We start from the raw sequence: 20,875 nt of genomic DNA on the forward strand, positions 1-20,875 counted from the left end.
CACGATGGATGACGTGCGTACCCGAGTTCCTGATCGAGAGACCTACCTGGTCGAATGGGCCGCGTTGCACGGTGGGTACGACCCCCGGACAGGCTCGGGGATGGTCCGTTTCTGGCTTGGGCTGACATATCTCCTGGCCAGGCCACTGGCCGCGGCGGGAGTGGCGCCGGGAGCGGTGACGGCGGCGACGGTGATCGCCGCCGCGCCGGTGATTCCCGCCGCATGGGCGGGGGCCCGTTGGGTGCTGGTCTGCCCGGTGGTTGTGATCCTCAGCGGGCTTCTGGACAACCTCGACGGCGCGGTTGCCATCCTGCGGTGCAGGGTGACGGGCTGGGGCTATCTGCTCGACTCGGCCACGGACCGGGTCTGCGACATCGGCTACCTGGTCGCGTTCTGGCTGGTCGGCGCGCCGGGCGCGCTGGTGGCCGCGGCGGGTGCCGCCGCCCTGATGCTCGAGTATCTGCGCGCCCGCGCGGCCGGGGCCGGTCATGGCGAGATCGGTGTCGTCACGGTCGGGGAGCGACCCACCAGGATCATCCTTGCGGCTGTCGGTCTGGCGGCGGCGGGGCTGCTGCCGGCGCACGCGGGAGCGGCCGCATCGGCGGGCGCCGCCGCGACTCTCGCCGTGTGCGCGGTCGGGCTGGTCCAGTACCTCGTGTCGGTGCACGGGGCGTTGACAGCCGCCACCCCGGACGTGCCGGGGCCGAGCGCACCCGCACCAGGTGACGAGCGCACCCGCACCAGGTGAGACAGGCGGATGAGGCCTGCCGTGGGGTGCGTCAGGCCGGTCCGACCAGATCGGTGACGATCTTCGCGGAGAGGGTGACGAGTGGCAGGCCCCCGCCGGGGTGGGCCGAGCCACCGACCAGGAACAGCCCCGGTACCGGGGACTGGTTACGGGGCCGCAGGAAGGCCGACCGGGGTCCGTTGGAGGAGACGCCGTAGATCGAACCGCCCGGAGCACCCGTCCGGCGGGCCAGATCGGCCGGGGAGATCGTCTGGTACCAGCGCACCCGCTCGCGGACATCGAGGCCGCGGGCGGCGAGAACGTCGAGGATCCGGCGGGCGTAGGCGTCGACGAGACCAGGTCGGTCCCAGTCCAGACCAACACGCGCCTCTGCCTCACCGCCCGAGCTACCCGAGGCGCTGTGTGGGCTGGCGTTGACCAGCACGAACCAGGCCTCGTCACCGGGTGGGGCTGTGGCGGGGTCGTCTGGTGACGCTATGTAGACGGTGGGGTCCCACGGCAGCCTGCCGCCGAAGACGGCGTCGAACTCGGCGTCGTAGTCGGCGGGGAACAGCACGTTGTGATGGGCCAGCCCGGACGTCCGGCCCCGCAGCGCCAACAGCAGGACGAAGCCCGACAGCGAGGGCGCGAGCCGGCGCACCCGTCGGCGGCTGGCCGGATGCTCGACGAGCGGTCGGGTGCCCCGCCGCCCCGGATGCTCCGCGGACGGAGGCGCACCGTCGTAGAGACGCGTCGCGTCGACGTCGGAGACGACGACGTCGGCCGGCAGCACGACACCGTCGGTGAGACGGACGCCGTCCACCCGCCCGCCGGGGGTCAGCGAGATCCGTGCGACCGGGGTGCCGGTGCGGATCACCGCCCCGCACTCGGTCGCCCGCGCGGCGATCGCGTGCCCGAGCAGACGCAGCCCACCCGGGATGTACCAGCCGCCGAAGCGGCGCTCGACGTGCGGCACCGTGACCAGGGCCGCGGGAGCTCGCCGCGGATCCGATCCGGTGTAGGTCGCGTAGCGCTCCAGCATCATGCGCAGCCGCGGGTCGGTGAGGTGGCGGCGGCCGAGCCCGCGCAACGTGGACGCGGGCGCGACGGTCGCCAGCGCGCCCGGCCGGCGCACGGCCATCCGGGCCAGTGCCCGCAGGGACACCGGGCTGCGCAGGAACGGCTGCTCCGACACCCCCCAGACACGCGCGGCCCGATCGTCCAGACGGCGCCATTCGTCGCCGGCCCCGGGGGCGAGACGCGCGTCCAGAGCGGCGAGGAACGCGGCTTCGTCGGCGTGTGCGTCCAGCATGGTCCCGTCGGCGAAACGGTAGGAGGCGATCGGGTCCAGACGGCGCAGGGTGAGGACGTCGCCGATCGGGCCGCCGGTGGCGGCGAACAGGTCCTCGAAGACCTCGGGCATGGTCAGCAGGGAGGGGCCGGTGTCGAATCCGTAGCCGTCGCGTTCGTACCAGCCGAGCTTGCCGCCGATCTGGTCGGCGGCCTCGCACACGGTGACCCGGTGGCCGGCGGCGGCCAGCCGGGCGGCTGCGGCGAGCCCGCCGACACCCGCTCCGACCACGACCACCGTCGCCATGTGGTCGACCCTATGCGCGGGCCCCGTCCCGTCTGCTCTGGTCGCTCTGTCCCTTCCTGCTCGGGTCGCCGTCGTCAAGGCCCGTCAAGGCCCGTCAAGGCTCGTCGAGGCCTGTCGAGGGCCCGTCCAGCGGGCGTCCGGTGGTCGGGCCCGTCCAGGAGTCGTCCCTTCCAGCGGGCGGTGCCCCGCCGGCGCCGCCACCACGACAGCGCGGTGAGCTGGCCCAGCAGACCCACGGACACCGGGTGGGCCAGCGCGTCCGGCCAGCTGCGGCTGCCGGTGCGCCGGGCCGCGACGACCCGGCCCGCCACCCCGGCCAGATAGCCGACCAGACCGAGCCGGGAGCCGCGCAGGGCGGCCACGGCCGGAACGACGAACAGCCAGGCCAGGCCGGCCAACTGCCCCAGACTGGCGGCGGGGTTCCCGCCTGCCGCCCACAGCGATTTGGCGTACCCGTCGCGCAGCGGCGCCCAGCCGTCGTACATCCAGGTGGTTGCGAGATCGGTGCCGTCGGCCACCACTCCCCGCCCGCCGGAGCGCTTGACCGCGCGCAGCAGTGCCAGGTCGTCGAGGACCGCGCCACGCACGGCCGCATGCCCGCCGGCCCGGGCGTAGGCCGCCGCGTCCACGCACAGGAACTGGCCGTTGGCCGCGGTCAGCGACGGCCGCGCGGAGCGTTCCGCGGCGCGCAGTGGCAGCAACGCCAGCCACGACCACTGCAGGAGCGGCTGGACGAGCCGTTCGGGCACCGAGACGGCCACCTGGCGGGGGTAGGGCGAGACGAGGTCGAGCCCGGCGCCGCGCAGGAGGCCGACAGCGCGGGCCACCCCGTGCGGTGCCACCGTGACGTCCGCGTCGACGAAGACGATCACCGTGCCGGTGGCCTCGCGGGCGGCCCGGGCGCAGGCGTGCGGCTTTCCCAGCCAGCCTGGCTCCGGTTCGGGCCCGGTCAGGACCCGCAGGCGTGGGTCCTCGGCGGCCAGCTTGCGCACGATCGTGTCCGTCCCGTCGGACGACTGGTCGTCGTAGACGAGCACCTCGAGGTCGGCGACGTCCCGGGAGGCGAGCAGGGCTGTCAGACAGGTGTGGACCCGGTCGGCCTCATCCCGGACCGGCAGCACCACGCTGACTCGCTCCCGGACGGGGGCGCTGCCCGCCGGGTTGCGCAGCAGCCACGCGTTCACCGCGGTGTGGGCTGCGACAACCAGCGCGCCGACGGCGCCGGAACGTGCCACAGCCCGGGCCACCGCCCGCGGCGGGGAAGGCGTGATGCGGTGGTCTGCCTGTCGTCTCCTGGTCCGGCCTGTGCTCACGCTTCGGAGCGTGCCAGGTTCCCGTGATGGGCGGCGCCACGGCGGCCTGGCAGCACGCCGAGCCCGAGGAGGGCGCCCATCGCCACCCCGCCGACCAGGGCGACCCCGGGACGCCCGAAGAAGGCCAGGTTGGCCAGCACCGAGGAGAGGTAGGTCCAGCCCAGCAGCGTCATCGGCAACCGGTCTCCGCCTGTGTGGCTGGTGGCTGTGGGACCGGTGGCTGTGGGAGCGGCGGTGGAGCGGCCGGCGGTCGCGCGGTCGGGCAGCGCGGCGAGCGCACCGGTGAGGACGGTTCCCACAAGCATCCATCCGGCGGCGTTGCTCACCGGGATGCCGTTGATCGCTGGACCGCCGGACGACCACGACCAGTAGCCTTCGGCCACCATCTGAGGGTCCAGGAAGAAGTCCCAGGCCGTGAGGGTGGCGCCGCCGACCAGCGCCGTCACGGCCCATCGCGTGCCGGCGCCTGCTCTGGCACGCAGACGCGCGGCGCAACGCAGGCCGAGGGCCAGTGCCGGCAGGCCCATCATCGTCCACGCGAGCGGGACCACGACCGGGACTCCGACCAGCTTCGGGCCGAGCGCTCCGCCGTAGGCGTAGTCCCCGAACGGCCAGCCGGTGTGGACACCGACCGACTCGGCGATCAGGCCGGTCGCGCTCGCCACGGACGCCGCTGCCGCCGCCCGGCCGAGGCCGTGCGCGGCTGCGGCGGCGCCTACCGACGCGGTGCAGAAAGCCAACACGGAGAGCACGGTGACGGCTGCGCGTTGATCCCCTGACGTCAGGGGATAGCAGATCTGGAGCCCGATGGTCGCCACTGCCGCCAGCCAGGGCAGCGCGGTGCTGCCGCCCGGCCAGGCTGGGCGGGAGACACCGGGACGCCACACCACCCCACGACGAAGCTTGAGGCCGGTGTGCCGTGGGTCGGGACGGTGCGGGTCGGAGCCGGTTGGTGCCGACCGGCTCAAGGCACCTGGGCCGGTTGCCCGGTTGTGGTATGTGCGGACGAGGTATGTACGGCCGGCCCGGACAGATCCTTACCGAGCACGGCGTACTCGGTGTAGCTGCCGGGAAAGCGGAAGTGCGACAGCAACGGCACGAAGCCCTCGCTGGCGTACAGGCGGCGGGCGCGACTGCCGGGCAGTTCGAGCGCGGACAGTGCCGCCGTGCGCTGCGGGACGTCGCGCAGCAGCTCCTGCAGCAGTTCACGGCCGATCCGGCGGCCCTGGTAGCCGGGCAGCACGTGGAGCTCGACCACCTCCATGCAGTCCGCGAGCCAACGGACGGCGTCGTCGGGCGGGAGCGCGGCGGCGACCACGTCGTGCCACCACTGGCCGACCTTGCCGGGCAGCCCGTAGGTCATGCCGACGACCTGGTCGTCCGGCGTGAGCGCGACGACGGCGCGCAGGTCATCGCGGTCGAAGTGGCGTCGGGCATGGGTCGCGCGGTCCCGCGCGGCCCGCACCGGGTCGTCCTCGTGCTCGTCGAGAAAAGCCGCCTTGTAGACGCCGATGACGTCGTCAAGTCGAGCCCGCATCCGAGCCGGTGACCACCGCACGATCCGGACGTCGGTCACGAGCCTCGCCTCCTGTCGCACCGGGCCATCCGACGATAACGCGCCGCGGACGCTCGTTGCCCGTTGGCGGGGACCGGTCTGGCGAACAGTGCTATTGCGACCCGCCATCAGCGGCGTCGGCCGTACGCGGAGCATCCGCCCCATGCTCGTCTGTGTGCTCCCCGCCGCGCTCCGTCGCGTCATCCGTCACATGTGCCGTCGGCAGGCATGCCACCGCCCCGAGGCGGCCCGCGCAGGGGTCCGTGCCCCGGACCGTCCCGTGTGAGCCGAGCACGGCGAAACGGGCGAACAGCTCCTCCGCGTACCAGCGCTCCCGGGGAGTTCGCCGGACCACCGCCGCGTGGGCCCGCCCCTGGTAGGCGAAGGCGCGCAGGGCGGCGCTGTCCCGCCACACGCTGAAGGTGCCCTGGTAGCCGATCGGGGCCTCGCCGATACCGGCGGTGAACAGCAGCCCGTCGGCGCCGCGGAGTTCCGCCGCCACCGGCGGTACGGCGCGCCAGAAGAGCGCGGCCCGCCGCGGCGCGAGCCGGGCCCGGGTGAGGGCCACCACCGGCGTGTCACGCGCCGGCGTGTCGCCTGCTGGTGCGTCGCCTGCTGGCGCGGCCACCGGTGCGTCGTGGCGGTCGTGTACCGGTGGGCGACCCGAGCCGGCGCCGGGATGTTGCCCGAACGGGGCCTGCCCTGACCACAGCCCTCGGGAGTGCAGCGGACGCAGGTCGACCCGCCAGCGCTCGTCGGCCAGGCGTGCCCAGGCGCGGATCGTGCTCGACCGTTCGAACGCCCGCGCCGCCGCGGGTGTGTCCCACACGGCCAGCAGGGCCCACCGGGACGGGTCGGCGTCGAGAGGGGTGAAACGGCGGCCACTGCCGGTACCCAGCAGCCTGCTGAAGGTCAGCCCGGACGTCCGCCGCAGCCGTGGACGGTCGAGCGCCATGCGGGCCGCCGCCTGGGCCGCCCGGCGCCTCGGGACATGCCAGAGGTCGAAGGTGACGAACATGCGGGCCTTCACCGCCTCCATCGATCTGTCGGTCGCCTCGCCTCGCCGCCCGCGGCCTGATGGTGTGCCGCGCCGGCGGTTGACGTTCTGTTGGGCCACTACTATATTCGAACGTGTGTTCGACGTCCGAATGGGTGGGCTGACGTCCGAGAGGCCGGTACCTGAGAGGTGATCCCCATGGGCGCGGTTCGAAGGAACACCGTCGACGGGTACGCGGCGGTTGGTGGCGAGCACGACGGTGGCCGGGGCGGCAGGGAATCTGATGGCCGGAGCCCGGCGGGTGGTGGCGCACCGGTGAGCGTGCCCGGTGGCGTTGGCCGGCCAGGTTCATCCAGTGCCGCGGTGGCTTCTCGCGGGGGCGCGCCGACCGCTCCCGGGCAGGTGCCCGGGCGGCCTGCTGGTCGAACCATGCTCCCCGCCGCGGGGTTGCCGCGGCGTTCCCGGGACGAGCTTCTCGCCTCGGCGCGGCGTGGGCTGGCCGAGGCGGCCTTCGCGCGTCGGCCTGGCGAGCGTTACGCGCTGGCGCATCTGGCCGCGCTGCGGGTCGCCGCCGCCGTTCTCGCCGCCCGGGCCCAGCCCCGTCCGGGGCATCGGGGCCGCCCGGCGAGTGCCTGGCAGCTGCTGGCGGTGGTGGCTCCGGAGCTCCAGGAGTGGGCGGCGTTCTTCGCCGAGGGTGCCGGCCGGCGCGCGGCGGCCGAGGCCGGCCTCGCCGTCGTGACGGCCAGGGATGCTGATGATCTTGTCCGTCAGGTGGAGATCTTCCTCGGGATCGTCGAGGCGGCGCTGGGTGTGCCCTCCCAGCCGTCGTTGACGCAGGTCGAATCCTCCGAGGGGTGGACGTGGCGCTGAGCGCGCTTCAGCAGATCGTGGCCCATCCGCCGGCGGCGCGGGTCGGTGTGGCGCGGGCTGGTACGGGCGGTGAGCGGCTTCTCCCGGTGCTGCCGGCGTTGGCCCGGGTGCTGCCCGCGGGCGGTCTGCGGCGAGGCACGACGGTCAGCGTCAGCGGGTCGTCCTCGTTGCTGTTGACGTTGTTGGCCGAGCCCTCCCAGGCGGGTGCCTGGTGCGGGGTGGTGGGGCATCGGTCGCTGGGGATGCTGGCCGCCCTCGAGGCGGGAGTCGTGCCGGAGCGGTTGGCCGTGGTGGCGGATCCCGGGCCGCGGTGGCCGGTGGTCGTCGCGGCCCTGCTCGACGCGATGGACATCGTGGTCCTGCGGCCGCCTCGGGGCGGGAACGGTGCTGACGCCCGCAGGCTCGTGGCCCGAGCCCGGGAACGGGGCGCCCTGTTGCTGGTGGCAGGCGACTGGGAGGCGGCCGACCTGCGGCTGTCGGTGGTCGCCCGGCGCTGGAGCGGGTTGGGGCAGGGCCATGGGCACCTGCGCAGCCACAGCACCCTGGTCCGGGTGGAGGGCCGGGGGGCGGCCAGCCGGCCACGGCAGGTGTGGCTGGCGGGGCCGGGGCATCTGGTCGGGCCGGCTCTGCCGGGCATGCCCGCGGAACTGGCGGAGACGGTGGCGGTGCTGCCGATGGCCGCGGGGTCGGGATGAGGCCCGTGCCGACTCGGATGCTCGCGGTGCACATCCCGGACTGGCCCGCCGTCGCGGCCGGCCGGTGGCCGGGTGAGGCGGTGGCTGTCCTCGCCGCCAACCAGGTTCACAGCGCCGGCCCGGCGGCCCGGGCCCGCGGGGTGCACCCGGGGCTGCGGCGGCGGGAGGCACAGGCACGCTGCCCTGACCTGGTCCTCGTGCCCGCCGATCCGGACCGGGACGCCCGGGCTTTCGAACCGGTCGTGGCGGCTGTCGAAGGCGTGGTGCCCGGAGCGGAGGTGGTGCGGCCCGGCGACTGCCTGGTCCGTTCCCGAGGCGCCGCCCGCTACTTCGGGGGGGACGGTGTGGCGGTCGCCCAGGTGCGGGGCGCGGTCGAGGCGTGCCTTGAAAGCGCGGATCTTCAGGCGGTCGTCCGGGTCGGTGTCGCCGACGGTCCGTTCGCCGCGCTGGCGGCCGCCCGCCTGGGGCGGATCGTCCCTCCCGGCGGTACTCCGGGCTTCCTCGCCCCGCTGCCCGTGGAGCTGCTCGACCGGCCGGAGCTGGTCGACGTCCTGCGTCGGCTCGGCCTGGCCACGCTCGGCGCCTTCGCGGGGCTGCCCGCGGCCGACGTGCTGGCGCGGTTCGGTCCGGATGGCGCCGTGGCGCACCGGCTTGCCCGAGGGGAGGACGAGCAGCCGCTCACGCCCCGTGAGCGGCCGGTCGACCTGAGCGTGTCCGTGGAGTTCGAGGCGCCCGCGGAGCGGGTGGAGCAGGCTGCCTTCGCAGCACGCCGGCTTGCCGAGCAGGCCCAGGAGCGGCTGCGTGACAGCGGCCTCGCCTGCACGCGGATCGTCATCGAGGCGGAGACGGAGCACGGGGAACGGCGGCAGCGGGTCTGGCGGCACGACGGGCCGCTGTCCGTCGCAGGCATCACCGACCGGGTCCGCTGGCAGCTCGACGGATGGCTGACCGGCACCGCACAGGAGCCGGGCCCCGCCGGGCGGCCGACATCCGGGCTGGTGCTCGTGCGGGTCACCCCGGAAGGGCTGCTGCCGGGGGATGGTCGTCAGCTCGGGCTCTGGGGCGAGCCCGGGGCCGCGTCCGGCCGGGTGGATCGGGCTCTGACCCGCGTCCAGGGGTTGCTCGGTCCGGGCGCGGTCACCATCCCCGTGGTCGAGGGCGGGCGTGATCCGTCCCGGCGGGTGCGGCTGGTTCCCTGGGGGGAGCCCCGGGAGCCTGCGGAGCTACGGGAACCTGGCGAGTCCCGGGAACCGGCGAAGCTGCGGGAACCGGCGGACTCGCGGGAACCGGCGGACTTGCGGGAACCGGCGAAGGCCGGCCGGCCTCGCGGTCACGGCGGAGGCCCGCGTATCCGTGGTGGGCGCCCGGGCGGCTGCGGCAGGGCCCGTGGAGAGGGGGCTCCGCCCTGGCCGGGAGCAGTTCCCGCGCCCGCACCGGCCACGGTGCACGACGAGCCGCTGCCCGCGCTCGTCCTCGACGAGGGCGGAGAACCCGTCGGAGTCAGCGGGCGCTGCACGGTGACGGCCAGCCCGGCCTGGCTGTCGGTCGACGGAGCCGCACCCACCCGGATCACGGGCTGGGCGGGCCCATGGCCGGTGGACGAGCGCTGGTGGGATCCGGCCGTCGGTCGGCGCCGTGCCCGCTTCCAGCTGGTGGCGGCGGACGGGTCAGCGTCCCTGCTCTTCGTGGAGATCGGCCGCTGGTGGCTGGAGGCCACCTATGACTGAGAGGCTGGTTGAGAAGCTGGCTGCGAAGCCCCAGGTACCGGTGGTGCGCTACGCGGAGCTGCACTGTCATTCGGCGTTCAGCTTCCTGGACGGCGCCAGCCAGCCAGAGGACCTGGTCGCGGAGGCCGTCCGGCTCGGCCTGTCCGCCCTTGCGCTGACCGATCACAACGGGATGTACGGCACTGTCCGGTTCGCGGAGGCGGCGGCGGCCGCGGGGCTGCCCACCGTGTTCGGCACGGAGGTCTCGTTCGGATCCCCGGCCCCCGCGACGGGGCGGCGGATCCCGACGCGACCCACCTCGTCATCCTCGCCCGGGACGCCGAGGGGTACCGCCGGCTGTCCCGGGCGGTGTCCGACGCGCATCTGGCCGGCGGGGAGAAGGGAATCATGATCGCGGAGGTGGAGGCCTTCGCAGCGGCCAGCGGAGGGCACTGGCAGATCCTCACCGGCTGCCGCAAGGGCGCTGTCCCGCGCGCGCTGGCCGCGGGCGAACCGGCCGTGGAACACGAGCGGGGGATGGCCGTGGCCGAGCGGGGGGTTGACGCGGCCCGCCGTGCCCTCGACGAGCTCGTCGGTCTGTTCGGCCGGGAGAACGTGGCCGTCGAGCTGTGGGACCGCGCCGCCCCGCTCGACTCGGCCCGCAACGACGCCCTCGCCGAGCTCGCGCGGGACGCCGGGCTGCCGGTCGTCGCCACCGGCAACGTCCACTTCGCCACGCCGGCGTCGGCGCGGCTGGCCGCGACCATGGCGGCCGTGCGGGCCCGGCGGTCCCTGGACGAGATGGACGGCTGGCTGCCCGCGGCCGGCACGGCTCACCTGCGGTCCGGCCCGGAGATGGCCGCCCGGTTCGGGCGCTATCCGGGGGCGGTCGATGCCGCGGCCCGGATCGGCGCGGAATGCGCGTTCGGTCTCGACCTGGTCGCGCCGCGGCTGCCGGACTTCCCGTTCCCCCGGGCATGACGAGGCGAGCTGGCTGCGGCTGCTGACCATGCAGGGCGCCGTCCGCCGCTACGGCCCCGCGCAGGCCGAGCGGGTCGCGGGGGCCTACGACCAGCTTGTCCACGAGCTCAAGGTGATCGAGCAGCTGGGTTTTCCAGGTTATTTTCTGATTGTCCATGATATTGTCGAGTTCTGCCGGAGAAGTGACATTCTCTGTCAGGGGCGCGGCTCGGCGGCGAACTCGGCGGTCTGTTACGCGCTTGGCATCACCAATGTGGACGCGGTCTCCTTCGGCCTGCTGTTCGAGCGATTTCTCGCGCCTGAACGGGACGGCCCTCCGGACATTGACATCGATATCGAGTCGGGGCGCCGGGAAGAGGTCATCCAGTACGTCTACGGGCGCTATGGCCGGGATCGGGCCGCGCAGGTCGCGAATGTGATCACCTATCGGCCGCGGTCCGCGGTGCGTGATGTCGCCCGCGCGCTGGGTTTCTCGCCCGGCCAGCAGGACGCCTGGTCACGGCAGATCGACCGGGGGATGCCGCGCCCCGCTCATCCCGCCGATCGGCCCGACACCAGGGCCGATGCCGATGCCGATGCCGATGCCGGCGCTGGCGCTGGCGCCGGCATCGAGGCCCCCGACACGTCGGCGGGGATTCCGGCCGAGGTGCTTGATCTGGCGGGCCAGCTTCTCGGGTTCCCCCGCCATCTGGGGATCCATTCCGGTGGGATGGTCATCTGTGATCGTCCGGTCGCGGAGGTGGTCCCGGTCGAGTGGGCCCGGATGCCGGGGCGCACGGTGGTGCAGTGGGACAAGGACGACTGCGCCGCGGCCGGGCTGGTCAAGTTCGACCTGCTGGGCCTGGGCATGCTGTCGATGCTGCACGGTGTCTTCGACCTCATCCGCACGCATCACGGCCGGCAGCTCGATCTCGGTTCGATACCGCCGGAGGATCCAGCGGTCTACGACATGCTGTGCGCGGCCGACTCCGTCGGGGTCTTCCAGGTGGAGAGCCGTGCGCAGATGTCGACCCTGCCCCGGCTGCGTCCGCGGCGGTTCTACGACCTGGTCGTCGAGGTCGCCCTCATCCGGCCGGGGCCCATCCAGGGCGGCTCGGTGCATCCGTACATTCGACGCCGCAACGGGGCGGAGGAGGTGGTCTACCCGCATCCGCTGCTGCGCCGTTCACTGGAGAAGACGCTCGGGGTGCCCCTGTTCCAGGAGCAGCTCATGCAGATGGCGATCGACGTGGCCGGGTTCACCCCCGCGGAGGCCGACCAGCTCCGGCGGGCCATGGGGGCCAAACGCGCCACGGAGCGCATCGACCGGCTGCGGACCCGTTTCTACGCGGGAATGGCGGTGAACGGTATCACCGGGGCGGTGGCGGACGATCTGTACGCCAAACTCGCGGCCTTCGCGGACTTCGGTTTTCCGGAGAGCCATTCCGTGAGTTTCGCGTTCCTCGTCTATGCCAGCTCCTGGGTGAAACTGTATTATCCGGCGGCTTTCTGCGCCGCGTTGCTCAACGCGCAGCCGATGGGTTTCTACTCGCCGCAGAGCCTGGTCGCCGACGCACGTCGGCATGGCGTCGTCGTGCATGGGCCGGATCTCAACGCGTCCGAGGCGGGGGTGACCCTGGTCGGCTCGCCTGCGGCGTTGCGGCTCGGTCTGGCCGGGATCCGGCGGCTGGGTGACGCGCTGGCCGAACGCATCGTCGCCGAACGCCGCGCGTGCGGTCCGTACCAGGACATGAGCGATCTGGTGCGCCGGGTGGGGCTGCGGACCGAGCAGATCGAGGCCCTCGCGACGGCCGGGGCGTTCGGCTGTTTCGGGCTGGCCCGGCGGGAGGCGTTGTGGGCGGCCGGGGCGGTCGCCCAGGCTCGTCCGGGCCGGCTCGACGGCATGGTGTTCGGCGCGGACGTGTCGGCTGTCGCCGCCGCGCTGCCGGGGATGACCACAGCGGAGACCGTGGTCGCCGACCTGTGGGCGACCGGGATAACCCCGGGCTGCTATCCCACCGAGCTCGTCCGTGGCCGGCTGGACGAGCTGGGAGTCGTGGTCGCCCGGCGGCTGCGGGATCTCGGCGGGGGCCGGCGGGTGCTCGTAGCCGGAGTGGTGACGCACCGGCAGCGTCCGCAGACCGCGGGGGGCACGACCTTCCTGAGCCTGGAGGACGAGACCGGCCTGGTGAACATCATCTGTTCTCGTGGGGTGTGGGCCAGGCACCGGTCGGTGGCCCGGTCGGCGCCGGCCCTGATCGTGCGGGGCCGGCTGGAGAGCGCGCAGGGTGTGGTGAACGTGATCGCCGAGAGCCTGCGGCCGCTGCCACTGGCCGTGGGCCGGCGGTCCAGGGACTTCCGATGACGGCGCGACTCCGGCCGGCACAGCCCTTGCATACAGTCACAGACTCAGTCACCATCAGTTACTTTCGCGAGCGGGGTGATTACCGAGAGTGGTGATGTCTGGTGGCTGTGACTCGTATGGACGACCGGCGGGCGGTAGCGGAAGCGAAGAGCCCTCTGCTGCGACAGCGAAACACCTGGCTGCGGAGGCTGGCCGGGCTGTCGGCCGGGGGGCTCCTCCTCGGCCTGATCATCGGTCTGCTGCTGCCGCGCTAGGGCCGGGCCTGCCGGAGTGCCCCATCCTGCACGTGGACATGGACGCCTTCTTCGCCTCGGTGGCGGTGCGGGACACTCCCGGGCTGCGCGGGCGACCGGTGATCGTCGGGGGCGGTGACCGGGGCGTCGTGCTGTCCGCGACCTACGAGGCCCGAGCCTTCGGGGTACGCAGTGCCATGCCGATGGCGCAGGCGCGCCGGATGTGCCCGGCGGCGGTCGTCGTCCCCGCCGATCACGGGCGCTACCGCGAGGCCTCTCGTGCGATCATGGGCGTCTTCCGCGACCTGACCCCGCTCGTCGCCCCCGTCTCCCTGGACGAGGCGTTTCTGGACGTCGCCGGAGCGCGGCAGCTGTTCGGCGGCCCGGTCGACATCGCGCGGGCGATCCGGGCGCGCATCGTCGCGGAGCAGGGGCTCACCTGTTCGATCGGCGTGGCCCCCTCGATGTTCGTCGCGAAGATCGCATCGACCCGCTGCAAGCCGGACGGACTGTCGGTGGTGCGTCCTGAGGAGGTGCTCGCCTTCCTGCACCCGCTGCCGACGGCGGCGCTGTGGGGAGTGGGGCCGCGCACCGAGGATACGCTGACCCGGCTGGGGCTGCGCACCATCGGCGACATCGCACGGACTCCGGCGGACACTCTGCGGCGGGCGCTGGGAGCGGGTGCCGCCGATCATCTGATCGCGCTTGCGCACGGCCAGGACGACCGCCGGGTCGACCCGGACCGCACCGAGGTGTCGATCGGCGCGGAGGAGACCTTCCCGACGGATCTGGCCGAGCCCGAACCGCTGGCACGCGAGCTGCTCCGGCTCTGCACCCGGGTCGCCGGCCGGCTGCGCGGGCGTGGCCAGGTCGCGCGCAACATCTCGATCAAGGTCCGCTACGCCGACTTCACCACTGTCACCCGGGCGCGTACGCTGCGCGAGCCGACCGACGTCACCTGGCTGGTCTACCGTGCCGCCCGGGAGCTGTTCGACGAGCTGTGGGGCACCCAGCGGCCACGGGTAAGGCTGGTGGGGGTGCGGGCGTCCGGCCTGTCGGCGGCCGCGCGGGCGGGGCGTCAGCTGACCTTCGACGGACAACCGGCACGCTGGGCGGACGTGGACCGGGCTACCGACGGGGCACACCGGCGGTTCGGGGACGGATCCGTCCGGCCCGCATCACTGCTGGCTTCTCCGTCCGAACAGGAACGGTGATGATCGTCCGCCTGTGATCAGTAGGATGGGCCTGGCATGAACGCAGCCGGCCCGGGCAAGACGCCAGTACGCCGAATCGCTCTGGTCGGTAAGGGTTCGAACCTGCTTGGACACAGCATGACCAGTTGCCTACCGCCTCGGCCCCGCACATGCCTATTCTTGGGTGTCAGGTTCCGTCCGGCGGGCCTGAAGGTCGTGGGAGGAGCGTCGATGCCGCTCTCGGAAAACGAGCAGCGCCTACTGGAGCAGATCGAGCGCGCTCTCGTCGAGGACGATCCGAAGTTCGCGAGCACGGTCCGTTCGACGAATCCCCGGACTTACCTGCTCCGGCGGGTTCGGCGCAGTGCGGGGGTGTTCGTCCTCGGTCTCGTCGTCCTTGTCGTGGGGGTTGTCCTCAACCAGGTGCCTCTGACGGTCATCCTGGGGATCCTGGGGTTCGCGATGATGCTCTTCGCGGCTCTTCGGGGCGCTGCGGACCTGCGGCGGATGAGCGGGCGTGGGCCTGACACCGGGCGTCGTACCCCGGGGGTGAGAGGCAGGCCCGGCGGCAGGCAGCGCCAGCCTCGCTCGTCCTCGTCGTTCATGGAGCGGGTCGAGGAGCGGTGGCGCCGGCGCTGGGAGGACGGCTCCTGAGCCGCTAGGACCCCTCGCGGGGTCCGCTGCCGGTTGCCGCGAGGACAGGTCTGTCGTCCTGGCCTGGCGTGATCCGTCGCAGCACGGACGGCGGGGCCACGGTCGCCATCGCCCGCCGCCCACGCGGCGTGACAGACCACAGCACCCTACGCGCCAGTGCCAGATCGGTCAGCAGAGCAGGGGAGAACGCGATCGTCCCCGGTGGGGCGTAGCGGGCCCGTTCCTGGGCCGTGGCCAGCCTCATCAGCGCGTCCCGCGCCGCGAGGATCTCCGGCGATCCGGCCTCGGGCCCGGCCTCCAGGAACGAGATCAGGCGTTGCGCGCCGGATCGCGGCGAGTCGCTGCTTCGCAACCGGATCCCGAGGTCGGCAGCGATGTCGACAAGCTCGGCCCAGACGGCGTGGACCCGTGCGACCAGCTCCGCGTCCGTCGGAGCCGCCGAGCCCGCACTGCCGTGCGGGCCCGCGGCCATGCGGCGCCGTCGCAGCACGAGCCGGGTCAGCGCCGGCACGCTGAGCAGCCCCAGAACGCCGAGCCCCAGCCCGGCCCAGGGCAGCCACGGGGGCGGGAACGAATGCGTCCGGGCACCCTTGGCGGCCGACCCCACCGGTTGCTCCGGCTCCTCATCGATGGCGCCCGGGTCCGCGGGAACGGGCGTCACGACCGGGGTGGGCTCGACCCCGACCGCCTCGTCCGCCTCGGGGGCCGACGACGCTCCCGCGTCATCGGCCGGGTCGGTGGACGGTGCGTAGTCCGGTGCGGGGGTGCTCCCGTCGGTGCGGCGGGTTGGCTCGAAGGGGATCCAGCCCAGCGTCGGGAACCAGACCTCGGGCCAGGCGTGTGCCTGCTTGTTGGTGATCAGCCAGCTGCCGTCGGACTGCTGCGTTCCATGTGTGAAACCGATGGCGACCCGGGACGGCAGGCCGAGCAGCCGTACCAGCACGGCCATGGCGGAGGCGAACTGCTCGCAGTACCCACGCCGGCTGGAGAACAGGAAGTCGGCGAGGGCGCCGTCCTGAGCCGTGGGCGCCCCGGTCAGGTCGTAGGTGAAGTCCGGGCCACGCAGATAGTTCTGGATGGCGACGACCTTCGCGTACCCGGGTACGGCGCCGGCGGTGACCCGGTCGAGCAGCGCCGGTAGCCGGGGATCGAGGCCGGTGGGCAGGGCGGTCACGACGCCCATGGAGTCGGGCACGGCACCGGTGGCGGCCCTGATCTGCTCGGAGGTCGGATCGGGGACCTCGGCCTGCACGGTGTAGCGCAGCCCGGCGGTGGAGGTGCGGGTGGAGAACACCGTGCCGGTCGGCTCGGCGAGGCGCCAGTCGCCGACCAGGCCGTCGAAGCGGGTGGGGATACCCGGGACGGGAAGGTACCTTTCGGTCATCTCTTTACTTATCGTCACGGTCGCTTCCGCCGGAACGGTACGGACGTCCGCCTCGGGTCCCGGCAGGCCCTCGCTGACCCGGGCGTCCTTCGTCGCGTTCAGCGTCCGGAGCGTGAAGCGCTGGCCGTCGAAGTTCTCCAGCGCGGTGAGCCGCAGGTAGTTGGGGGTGGCGGTGGACACCCGCAGCAGCGGGACCTCGCGTTCGTTGTGGATCTGCTGGGACAGCGAGACGATGGGCTGGATGACGCTGGCCGAGCTGCGGCCCTCGCTGGCCCCGGTCGCATTGCCTCTGTTGACCACGCCCCGCCCGTCCAGAGACGGCAGCACCAGCGGCACGACCGCCGCGATCACCAGGCAGCCCGCGGCGATCTGTGCCCCGAGCCCGCCCAGCCCGTTGCTGATCATTCTGGGGGAGCGGTCACCCGTCAGGCGTCCCCACCTGGTCACCATGCGGTTGCCGTCCAGCAGCATCAGTGCGACGAAACCGATCGCGCCCAGCACGAAGGGCAGGGTGCCCACGCCGGCGGGGAGGATGGCGGCCGGGACGAGGAAGAGCGCGAGCAGCGGGATGCCCGCCAGCGCCGGCCGGTCGACGACGACGACCAGCAGATCGACGGCCATGACGACCACGTAGGTGGCGACGAGGATGAGGACGACCAGGCCCGGTTGCTCCGGCACCGGTACCGCGAGCTGCCGGATCTCGTCCCTGATCGGCGTGGCCAGGTCGTACAGGGCCGACGTCGAGGCAGGTGTGGGGATCACACCGAGCAACGCGGCGTCGTGGGCGCCCACCGCGGTGACGGACGTGCACAGGCCGACGAGGCTAAGGCAGAAGCCGGTCAGCGCGGGGTGCCGGATCGACCTGCCGACATGCCGGCCCAGGACGGCCGTGCCCACTCCCACCACTGTCGCGATCAGGACAGGCCGGAGCCACCAGATGGTGCCGGCGAACAGCGGTGCCATGGCGGTGCTGGCGAGCAGACAGGCCGCGCCGCCGAACACGGAGGCGATCGGCCGTGGGGTCACCACCCGCGGCCTGCCGAAGTGGCCGGTCCGCCCGTGGTGGCCGCGGTGGGGGAGGGCTCATACGGCGAGCCGGGTCGATAGAGCGGCCCGGTGGGTGCCGGGGCCGGGGTGGGTGTCGCCCCCGATGCCGTTCCGGGTGCCGGACTCGGGCCTGATGCCGAGCCCGGCACGGGAGTTCGCGGCCCGGCACCGGGCGGCCGTGCGCCTGGCCGCGGCGTGTTGTTGCCGCCGACGCCGGCGGCACCGCCGCCAACACCGGCTGCGCCAGGCGCGGCACCGGCACCGAAACCGCCGAGGCGCGAGTGCGTTCGCCCGCCGCCCGCCCCAGGACGGAAGATCCGCGGCCAGGTGTCCGCCAGCCGTGTCGTGCGGTCCGCGACCAGCACGGTCCACCCGTGCCTGGTCAGGATGTGCCGGGACATCTCGACGGTGTTGGCGGCGGTCGATTCCTCGGCGCTCCACTGCGCGATGTCGGTCAGCACGGCGATCGCCGGTGCCTTCCGTGGCCGGGCACCGGCGATCAGGGTGGCAGTCGCCTGGTCGACCCGTCCGAGCACGACGACCACCATGCCGGAGTGCTCCGCGGACCGCAGGCTTGCCAGCGCCGGGTTCAGCAGGGCGGACGGGCTCGGCTCGATGACCGCGAGCTGGTCGAGCAGCGCGCCGACGGCGTTGCCGGGGCCGGTGGCGGCCACCCGGCTGCCGGTGAGCAGCCGCACCCCGTAGCCGCTGCGGGCGAGGTTGACCGCGATGGAGCCCGCCGCGCTGACCGCCCACGAGAACGGGCCGTCGGGATGGTCCGGGGGCCAGGAGTCGGCCCGGGTGTCGAGCAGCACGGTGGCCGCACCGGTGAGCGGCCGCTCGCTTCTGCGTACCGTCAGCTCACCGAGCCGGGCCGTGGTCTTCCAGTGGACCTTGCGTAGGTCGTCTCCGGATCGGTAGGGCCGGGTCGTCGATTCGTCGTCACCCGCCCGCGCGGAGGAACGGCGCACCGCGTTGTTGAGCGTCGACAGCCCCACGGAGGGCACCAGCGGCATGCGTTCGAGCGCGGGCGCAACCGTGAGGTTGTCCTTGCCGCGGAAGCTGCGTTCCAGCTCGCACAGGCCGAACGGATCGGTCAGCCGGATGGTCAGCGGCCCGACCTGGTACCGGCCGCGGGTCTGGGCCCGCATGGAGTACGACAGGTCACGCGAGCCGCCCGGCTCGATGCGGTCCACCACGAAACGTGCCCGGTGGCCGAGATGGGACGTCACGTCCTCCACGAGCAGGACGGACGAGCGCAGCCGGGAGACGTTGTCCAGCCGGATCCGCACCGCGACGCTCTCCCCGGCGGTGACCCGGGGTGGGTCGAGCCGGCGCGTACAGGCCAGGCGGTAGCGCGTCCGGGCGACGAACGCGGCCGCGACCAGGGGGAACATCAGCAGCAGGAGGGCGACGGCGAGCAGGTCCTGCTCGCCGATGATCGCGGCCGCGGCGATGCACGCTCCACCGGCGGCGAGGAAGGAGCATCCGCGCACCGTCAGCCCGCGCAGTGCGGCGATGTAGTCGTGCACGTGTCTTCTAGCGACCGCGCCGCGGCGGCCGCGGTTGCGCCTGCCGGGCGACCGGGATCCGGGCGATCAGGTCGGTGACGATCCGCGCCGCGATGTCGTTCGTCGGCTCACCGGAGAGCGTGATCTCCGGGTGCAGCAGGAGGCGGTGCGCGAGCACCGCACTGGCCAGTGCCTGGACGTCGTCGGGGAGCACGTAGCCGCGCCGGTCGATGGCCGCGTGTGCCCGCGCGGTGCGGATGAGGTGCAGGGCCGCCCGCGGTGACGCCCCCAGCGTGATCTCGGGATGTCGCCGGGTGGCGCCGACCAGGTCGACGATGTACTGCCGGACCTCGTCCGAGACGTGCACGGAGCGGACCAGGCCGGCGAGCTTGGCCACCTCGGCCGCGCTGGTCACGGGCGTGACACCGGTCAGGGGATCGTTCTGCCCGTGGTTGTCGAGCATCGCCAGCTCGGCGGCGGGGGAGGGGTAGCCCATCGAGACCCGGGCGGTGAACCGGTCGCGCTGGGCCTCCGGCAGCGCCCGGGTGCCGTCCATCTCGATCGGGTTCTGGGTGGCGATGACCATGAACGGCGGCTCGAGGCGGTAGGTGACACCGTCCACGGTCACCTGGTGCTCCTCCATGCATTCCAGGAGCGCCGACTGTGCCTTCGGCTCCGCACGGTTGATCTCGTCGCCGACCACGATGTTCGCGAAGACCGGGCCGGGCCGGAACTCGAAGTCGCGGGTTCCCTGGTTGTAGACGCTCACCCCGGTCACATCGCTCGGCAGCAGGTCCGGGGTGAACTGGATCCGGCGGACCCGGGCGTCGATGGAGCGGGCGAGCGCCTTGGCCAGCATGGTCTTGCCGACGCCGGGCACATCCTCGATCAGCAGGTGACCCTCGGCGAACAGGACGACCAGCGCGGTGCGGATCACATCTGACTTGCCGTCGATGACCGTCTCCGCGGAGCGGCGCACCCGGTCGGCGACCTCGGACAAGTGATCTATGTCGGCCGCGGGGTCATGCCAACGCAGAACTCCCGGCTCCGTCACCACGGTGTCGGCCTCCCTCGGATCTCGTGCCCTGGCCGCTGCCACCGTTACGGGAATGTTGTCCCGTGGCGTCCCGGTCGTCTCACGGGTCCCCCCGCTACACCGCCCGGACATGACCGCGACGTGTCCTGCTCCCCTCTGAGTGTGACATCCGTTCGGGGGTGCCCGGGGCGACTGGTCGTCGTTGGTCCTTGCTGGGCCGGCGGTGGGTGATGGAGCGCGGTCTCGGCTCGCACCGTGATGCGCATTCGTAACATTTGCCGATTGCGCTCTGTGATCAATCAATCGCCAATTAGCCGCTTTATACCACCTTCGTAGTGGCGAACAACCGCTGCTCCCGTCCGGAGTGGGGGAGGTGGGGCCTAGCGGGGTGTCATGGGGGTGTGAGGTGGGGGGGAGTGGAGTAGAGTGGCGCGCAGTGGGGGAGGGGAGCTTGCGGCGCCTGTAGTCGACGTCTGGTGAACAGCTGCCGTCGGGTGAACCAACCGTCGTCTCTGGTGGCCGGGGCGCGTCTCGGTCGGAGCCAGGCGGGGAGGTGCCGGTGTTTCTCGGCAGCCACACGCCGCGGCTGGACGACAAAGGGCGACTGACGCTGCCGGCGAAGTTCCGGGAAGAGCTGGAAGGGGGGCTAGTGATCACAAAGGGGCAAGAGCGTTGTCTCTACGTGTTCCCTCTGGCGGAGTTCGCCCGGATCAGTGAGTCCCTTCGTACGGCTCCGGTCACGGCAAAGGCGCTCCGTGACTACAGCCGTGTGTTCTTCTCCTCGGCGGCGGACGACGTTCCCGACCGGCAGGGGCGGATCACTATTCCCCCTGCGCTACGCACTTATGCCGGGTTGTCCCGCGAGTGTGTGGTGAACGGCGCCAACACCAGGGTCGAGATCTGGGACTCCACCCGATGGGAGACCTATCTGGCGGACCAGGAGGAGACCTTCGCCGAGCTGTCGGAGGAGGTTCTGCCCGGAGTCATCTGAGTTTTCGCAGGCACGATGTGACCATCGGTCGTCTGTCGAGG

Annotated in this window: 16 protein-coding genes and 1 pseudogene; 9 read left to right on the forward strand and 8 right to left on the reverse strand. The window is 72.8% G+C overall.

Annotated elements, in window-relative coordinates; all coding sequences use genetic code 11:
- The first annotated feature begins 4 nt into the window (after positions 1-4).
- Entirely contained in the window at positions 5-748 is a 744-nt protein-coding gene (locus FREUN1FDRAFT_RS14855; protein ID WP_006540911.1) for a CDP-alcohol phosphatidyltransferase family protein, read from the forward strand.
- Between the two features lie 31 nt (positions 749-779).
- On the opposite strand, the gene FREUN1FDRAFT_RS14860 is transcribed toward FREUN1FDRAFT_RS14855, so the two are convergent.
- The 5 genes from FREUN1FDRAFT_RS14860 to FREUN1FDRAFT_RS14880 all read right to left on the reverse strand — a co-directional run bounded on the left by FREUN1FDRAFT_RS14860 (position 780) and on the right by FREUN1FDRAFT_RS14880 (position 6,231).
- Positions 780-2,324, reverse strand: a complete 1,545-nt coding sequence (locus FREUN1FDRAFT_RS14860; protein WP_006540912.1) for an NAD(P)/FAD-dependent oxidoreductase — start codon at positions 2,322-2,324, stop codon at positions 780-782.
- Between the two features lie 74 nt (positions 2,325-2,398).
- Positions 2,399-3,559: a glycosyltransferase family 2 protein gene (locus FREUN1FDRAFT_RS14865; protein WP_006540913.1), complete on the reverse strand. Its 1,161-nt coding sequence runs from the start codon at positions 3,557-3,559 to the stop codon at positions 2,399-2,401.
- 74 nt (positions 3,560-3,633) lie between these two features.
- Positions 3,634-4,527 (reverse strand): carotenoid biosynthesis protein, encoded by an 894-nt coding sequence (locus tag FREUN1FDRAFT_RS14870; RefSeq protein ID WP_006540915.1) that lies wholly within the window; start codon positions 4,525-4,527, stop codon positions 3,634-3,636.
- A 74-nt stretch (positions 4,528-4,601) separates the two neighbouring features.
- On the reverse strand, positions 4,602-5,213 hold the full coding sequence (locus tag FREUN1FDRAFT_RS14875; RefSeq protein ID WP_006540916.1) for a GNAT family N-acetyltransferase: 612 nt from the start codon (positions 5,211-5,213) through the stop codon (positions 4,602-4,604).
- A gap of 91 nt (positions 5,214-5,304) precedes the next feature.
- Positions 5,305-6,231 carry a hypothetical protein gene (locus tag FREUN1FDRAFT_RS14880; protein ID WP_006540917.1) on the reverse strand — a complete coding sequence of 309 codons (927 nt, stop codon included), beginning with the start codon at positions 6,229-6,231 and terminating at the stop codon, positions 5,305-5,307.
- 387 nt (positions 6,232-6,618) lie between these two features.
- Here FREUN1FDRAFT_RS14880 and FREUN1FDRAFT_RS14885 point away from each other — a divergent pair, with 387 nt between their 5' ends.
- The 7 genes and pseudogenes from FREUN1FDRAFT_RS14885 (at position 6,619) to FREUN1FDRAFT_RS14910 (ending at position 14,865) form a co-directional block, all read left to right on the forward strand.
- Positions 6,619-7,059: an SAV_6107 family HEPN domain-containing protein gene (locus tag FREUN1FDRAFT_RS14885; protein WP_006540918.1), complete on the forward strand. Its 441-nt coding sequence runs from the start codon at positions 6,619-6,621 to the stop codon at positions 7,057-7,059.
- Positions 7,050-7,754, forward strand: coding sequence for a hypothetical protein (locus FREUN1FDRAFT_RS14890; protein WP_006540919.1), 705 nt, complete (start codon positions 7,050-7,052; stop codon positions 7,752-7,754). The genes FREUN1FDRAFT_RS14885 and FREUN1FDRAFT_RS14890 overlap by 10 nt, the downstream gene beginning before the upstream one ends.
- A complete protein-coding gene (locus tag FREUN1FDRAFT_RS47680; RefSeq protein WP_006540920.1) occupies positions 7,751-9,481 on the forward strand; it encodes a DNA polymerase Y family protein in 1,731 nt (576 codons plus the stop codon). The genes FREUN1FDRAFT_RS14890 and FREUN1FDRAFT_RS47680 overlap by 4 nt, the downstream gene beginning before the upstream one ends.
- Positions 9,474-12,785, forward strand: a pseudogene (locus tag FREUN1FDRAFT_RS14900) (error-prone DNA polymerase). Before FREUN1FDRAFT_RS47680 ends, FREUN1FDRAFT_RS14900 begins: the two are co-directional and overlap by 8 nt.
- A gap of 101 nt (positions 12,786-12,886) precedes the next feature.
- Positions 12,887-13,039: a hypothetical protein gene (locus FREUN1FDRAFT_RS45115; RefSeq protein WP_198144329.1), complete on the forward strand. Its 153-nt coding sequence runs from the start codon at positions 12,887-12,889 to the stop codon at positions 13,037-13,039.
- 8 nt (positions 13,040-13,047) lie between these two features.
- Positions 13,048-14,232: a DNA polymerase IV gene (gene dinB / locus FREUN1FDRAFT_RS14905; RefSeq protein ID WP_369809797.1), complete on the forward strand. Its 1,185-nt coding sequence runs from the start codon at positions 13,048-13,050 to the stop codon at positions 14,230-14,232.
- A 210-nt stretch (positions 14,233-14,442) separates the two neighbouring features.
- Complete coding sequence (locus tag FREUN1FDRAFT_RS14910; protein ID WP_006540926.1) at positions 14,443-14,865, forward strand: DUF3040 domain-containing protein; 423 nt, start codon at positions 14,443-14,445, stop codon at positions 14,863-14,865.
- Between the two features lie 4 nt (positions 14,866-14,869).
- On the opposite strand, the gene FREUN1FDRAFT_RS14915 is transcribed toward FREUN1FDRAFT_RS14910, so the two are convergent.
- The 3 genes from FREUN1FDRAFT_RS14915 to FREUN1FDRAFT_RS14925 are packed head-to-tail and all read right to left on the reverse strand — an operon-like array spanning position 14,870 to position 19,864.
- Complete coding sequence (locus FREUN1FDRAFT_RS14915; RefSeq protein WP_006540927.1) at positions 14,870-17,275, reverse strand: transglutaminaseTgpA domain-containing protein; 2,406 nt, start codon at positions 17,273-17,275, stop codon at positions 14,870-14,872.
- Entirely contained in the window at positions 17,272-18,828 is a 1,557-nt protein-coding gene (locus FREUN1FDRAFT_RS14920; RefSeq protein WP_006540928.1) for a DUF58 domain-containing protein, read from the reverse strand. Before FREUN1FDRAFT_RS14920 ends, FREUN1FDRAFT_RS14915 begins: the two co-directional genes overlap by 4 nt.
- A gap of 7 nt (positions 18,829-18,835) precedes the next feature.
- Positions 18,836-19,864 (reverse strand): MoxR family ATPase, encoded by a 1,029-nt coding sequence (locus tag FREUN1FDRAFT_RS14925; protein ID WP_006540929.1) that lies wholly within the window; start codon positions 19,862-19,864, stop codon positions 18,836-18,838.
- A 538-nt stretch (positions 19,865-20,402) separates the two neighbouring features.
- Here FREUN1FDRAFT_RS14925 and mraZ point away from each other — a divergent pair.
- Positions 20,403-20,834, forward strand: a complete 432-nt coding sequence (gene mraZ, locus FREUN1FDRAFT_RS14930; protein WP_006540930.1) for a division/cell wall cluster transcriptional repressor MraZ — start codon at positions 20,403-20,405, stop codon at positions 20,832-20,834.
- The last annotated feature ends 41 nt before the right edge of the window (positions 20,835-20,875 follow it).

The sequence above is a fragment of the Parafrankia sp. EUN1f genome (genome assembly GCF_000177675.1).
Lineage (GTDB): Bacteria > Actinomycetota > Actinomycetes > Frankiales > Frankiaceae > Parafrankia.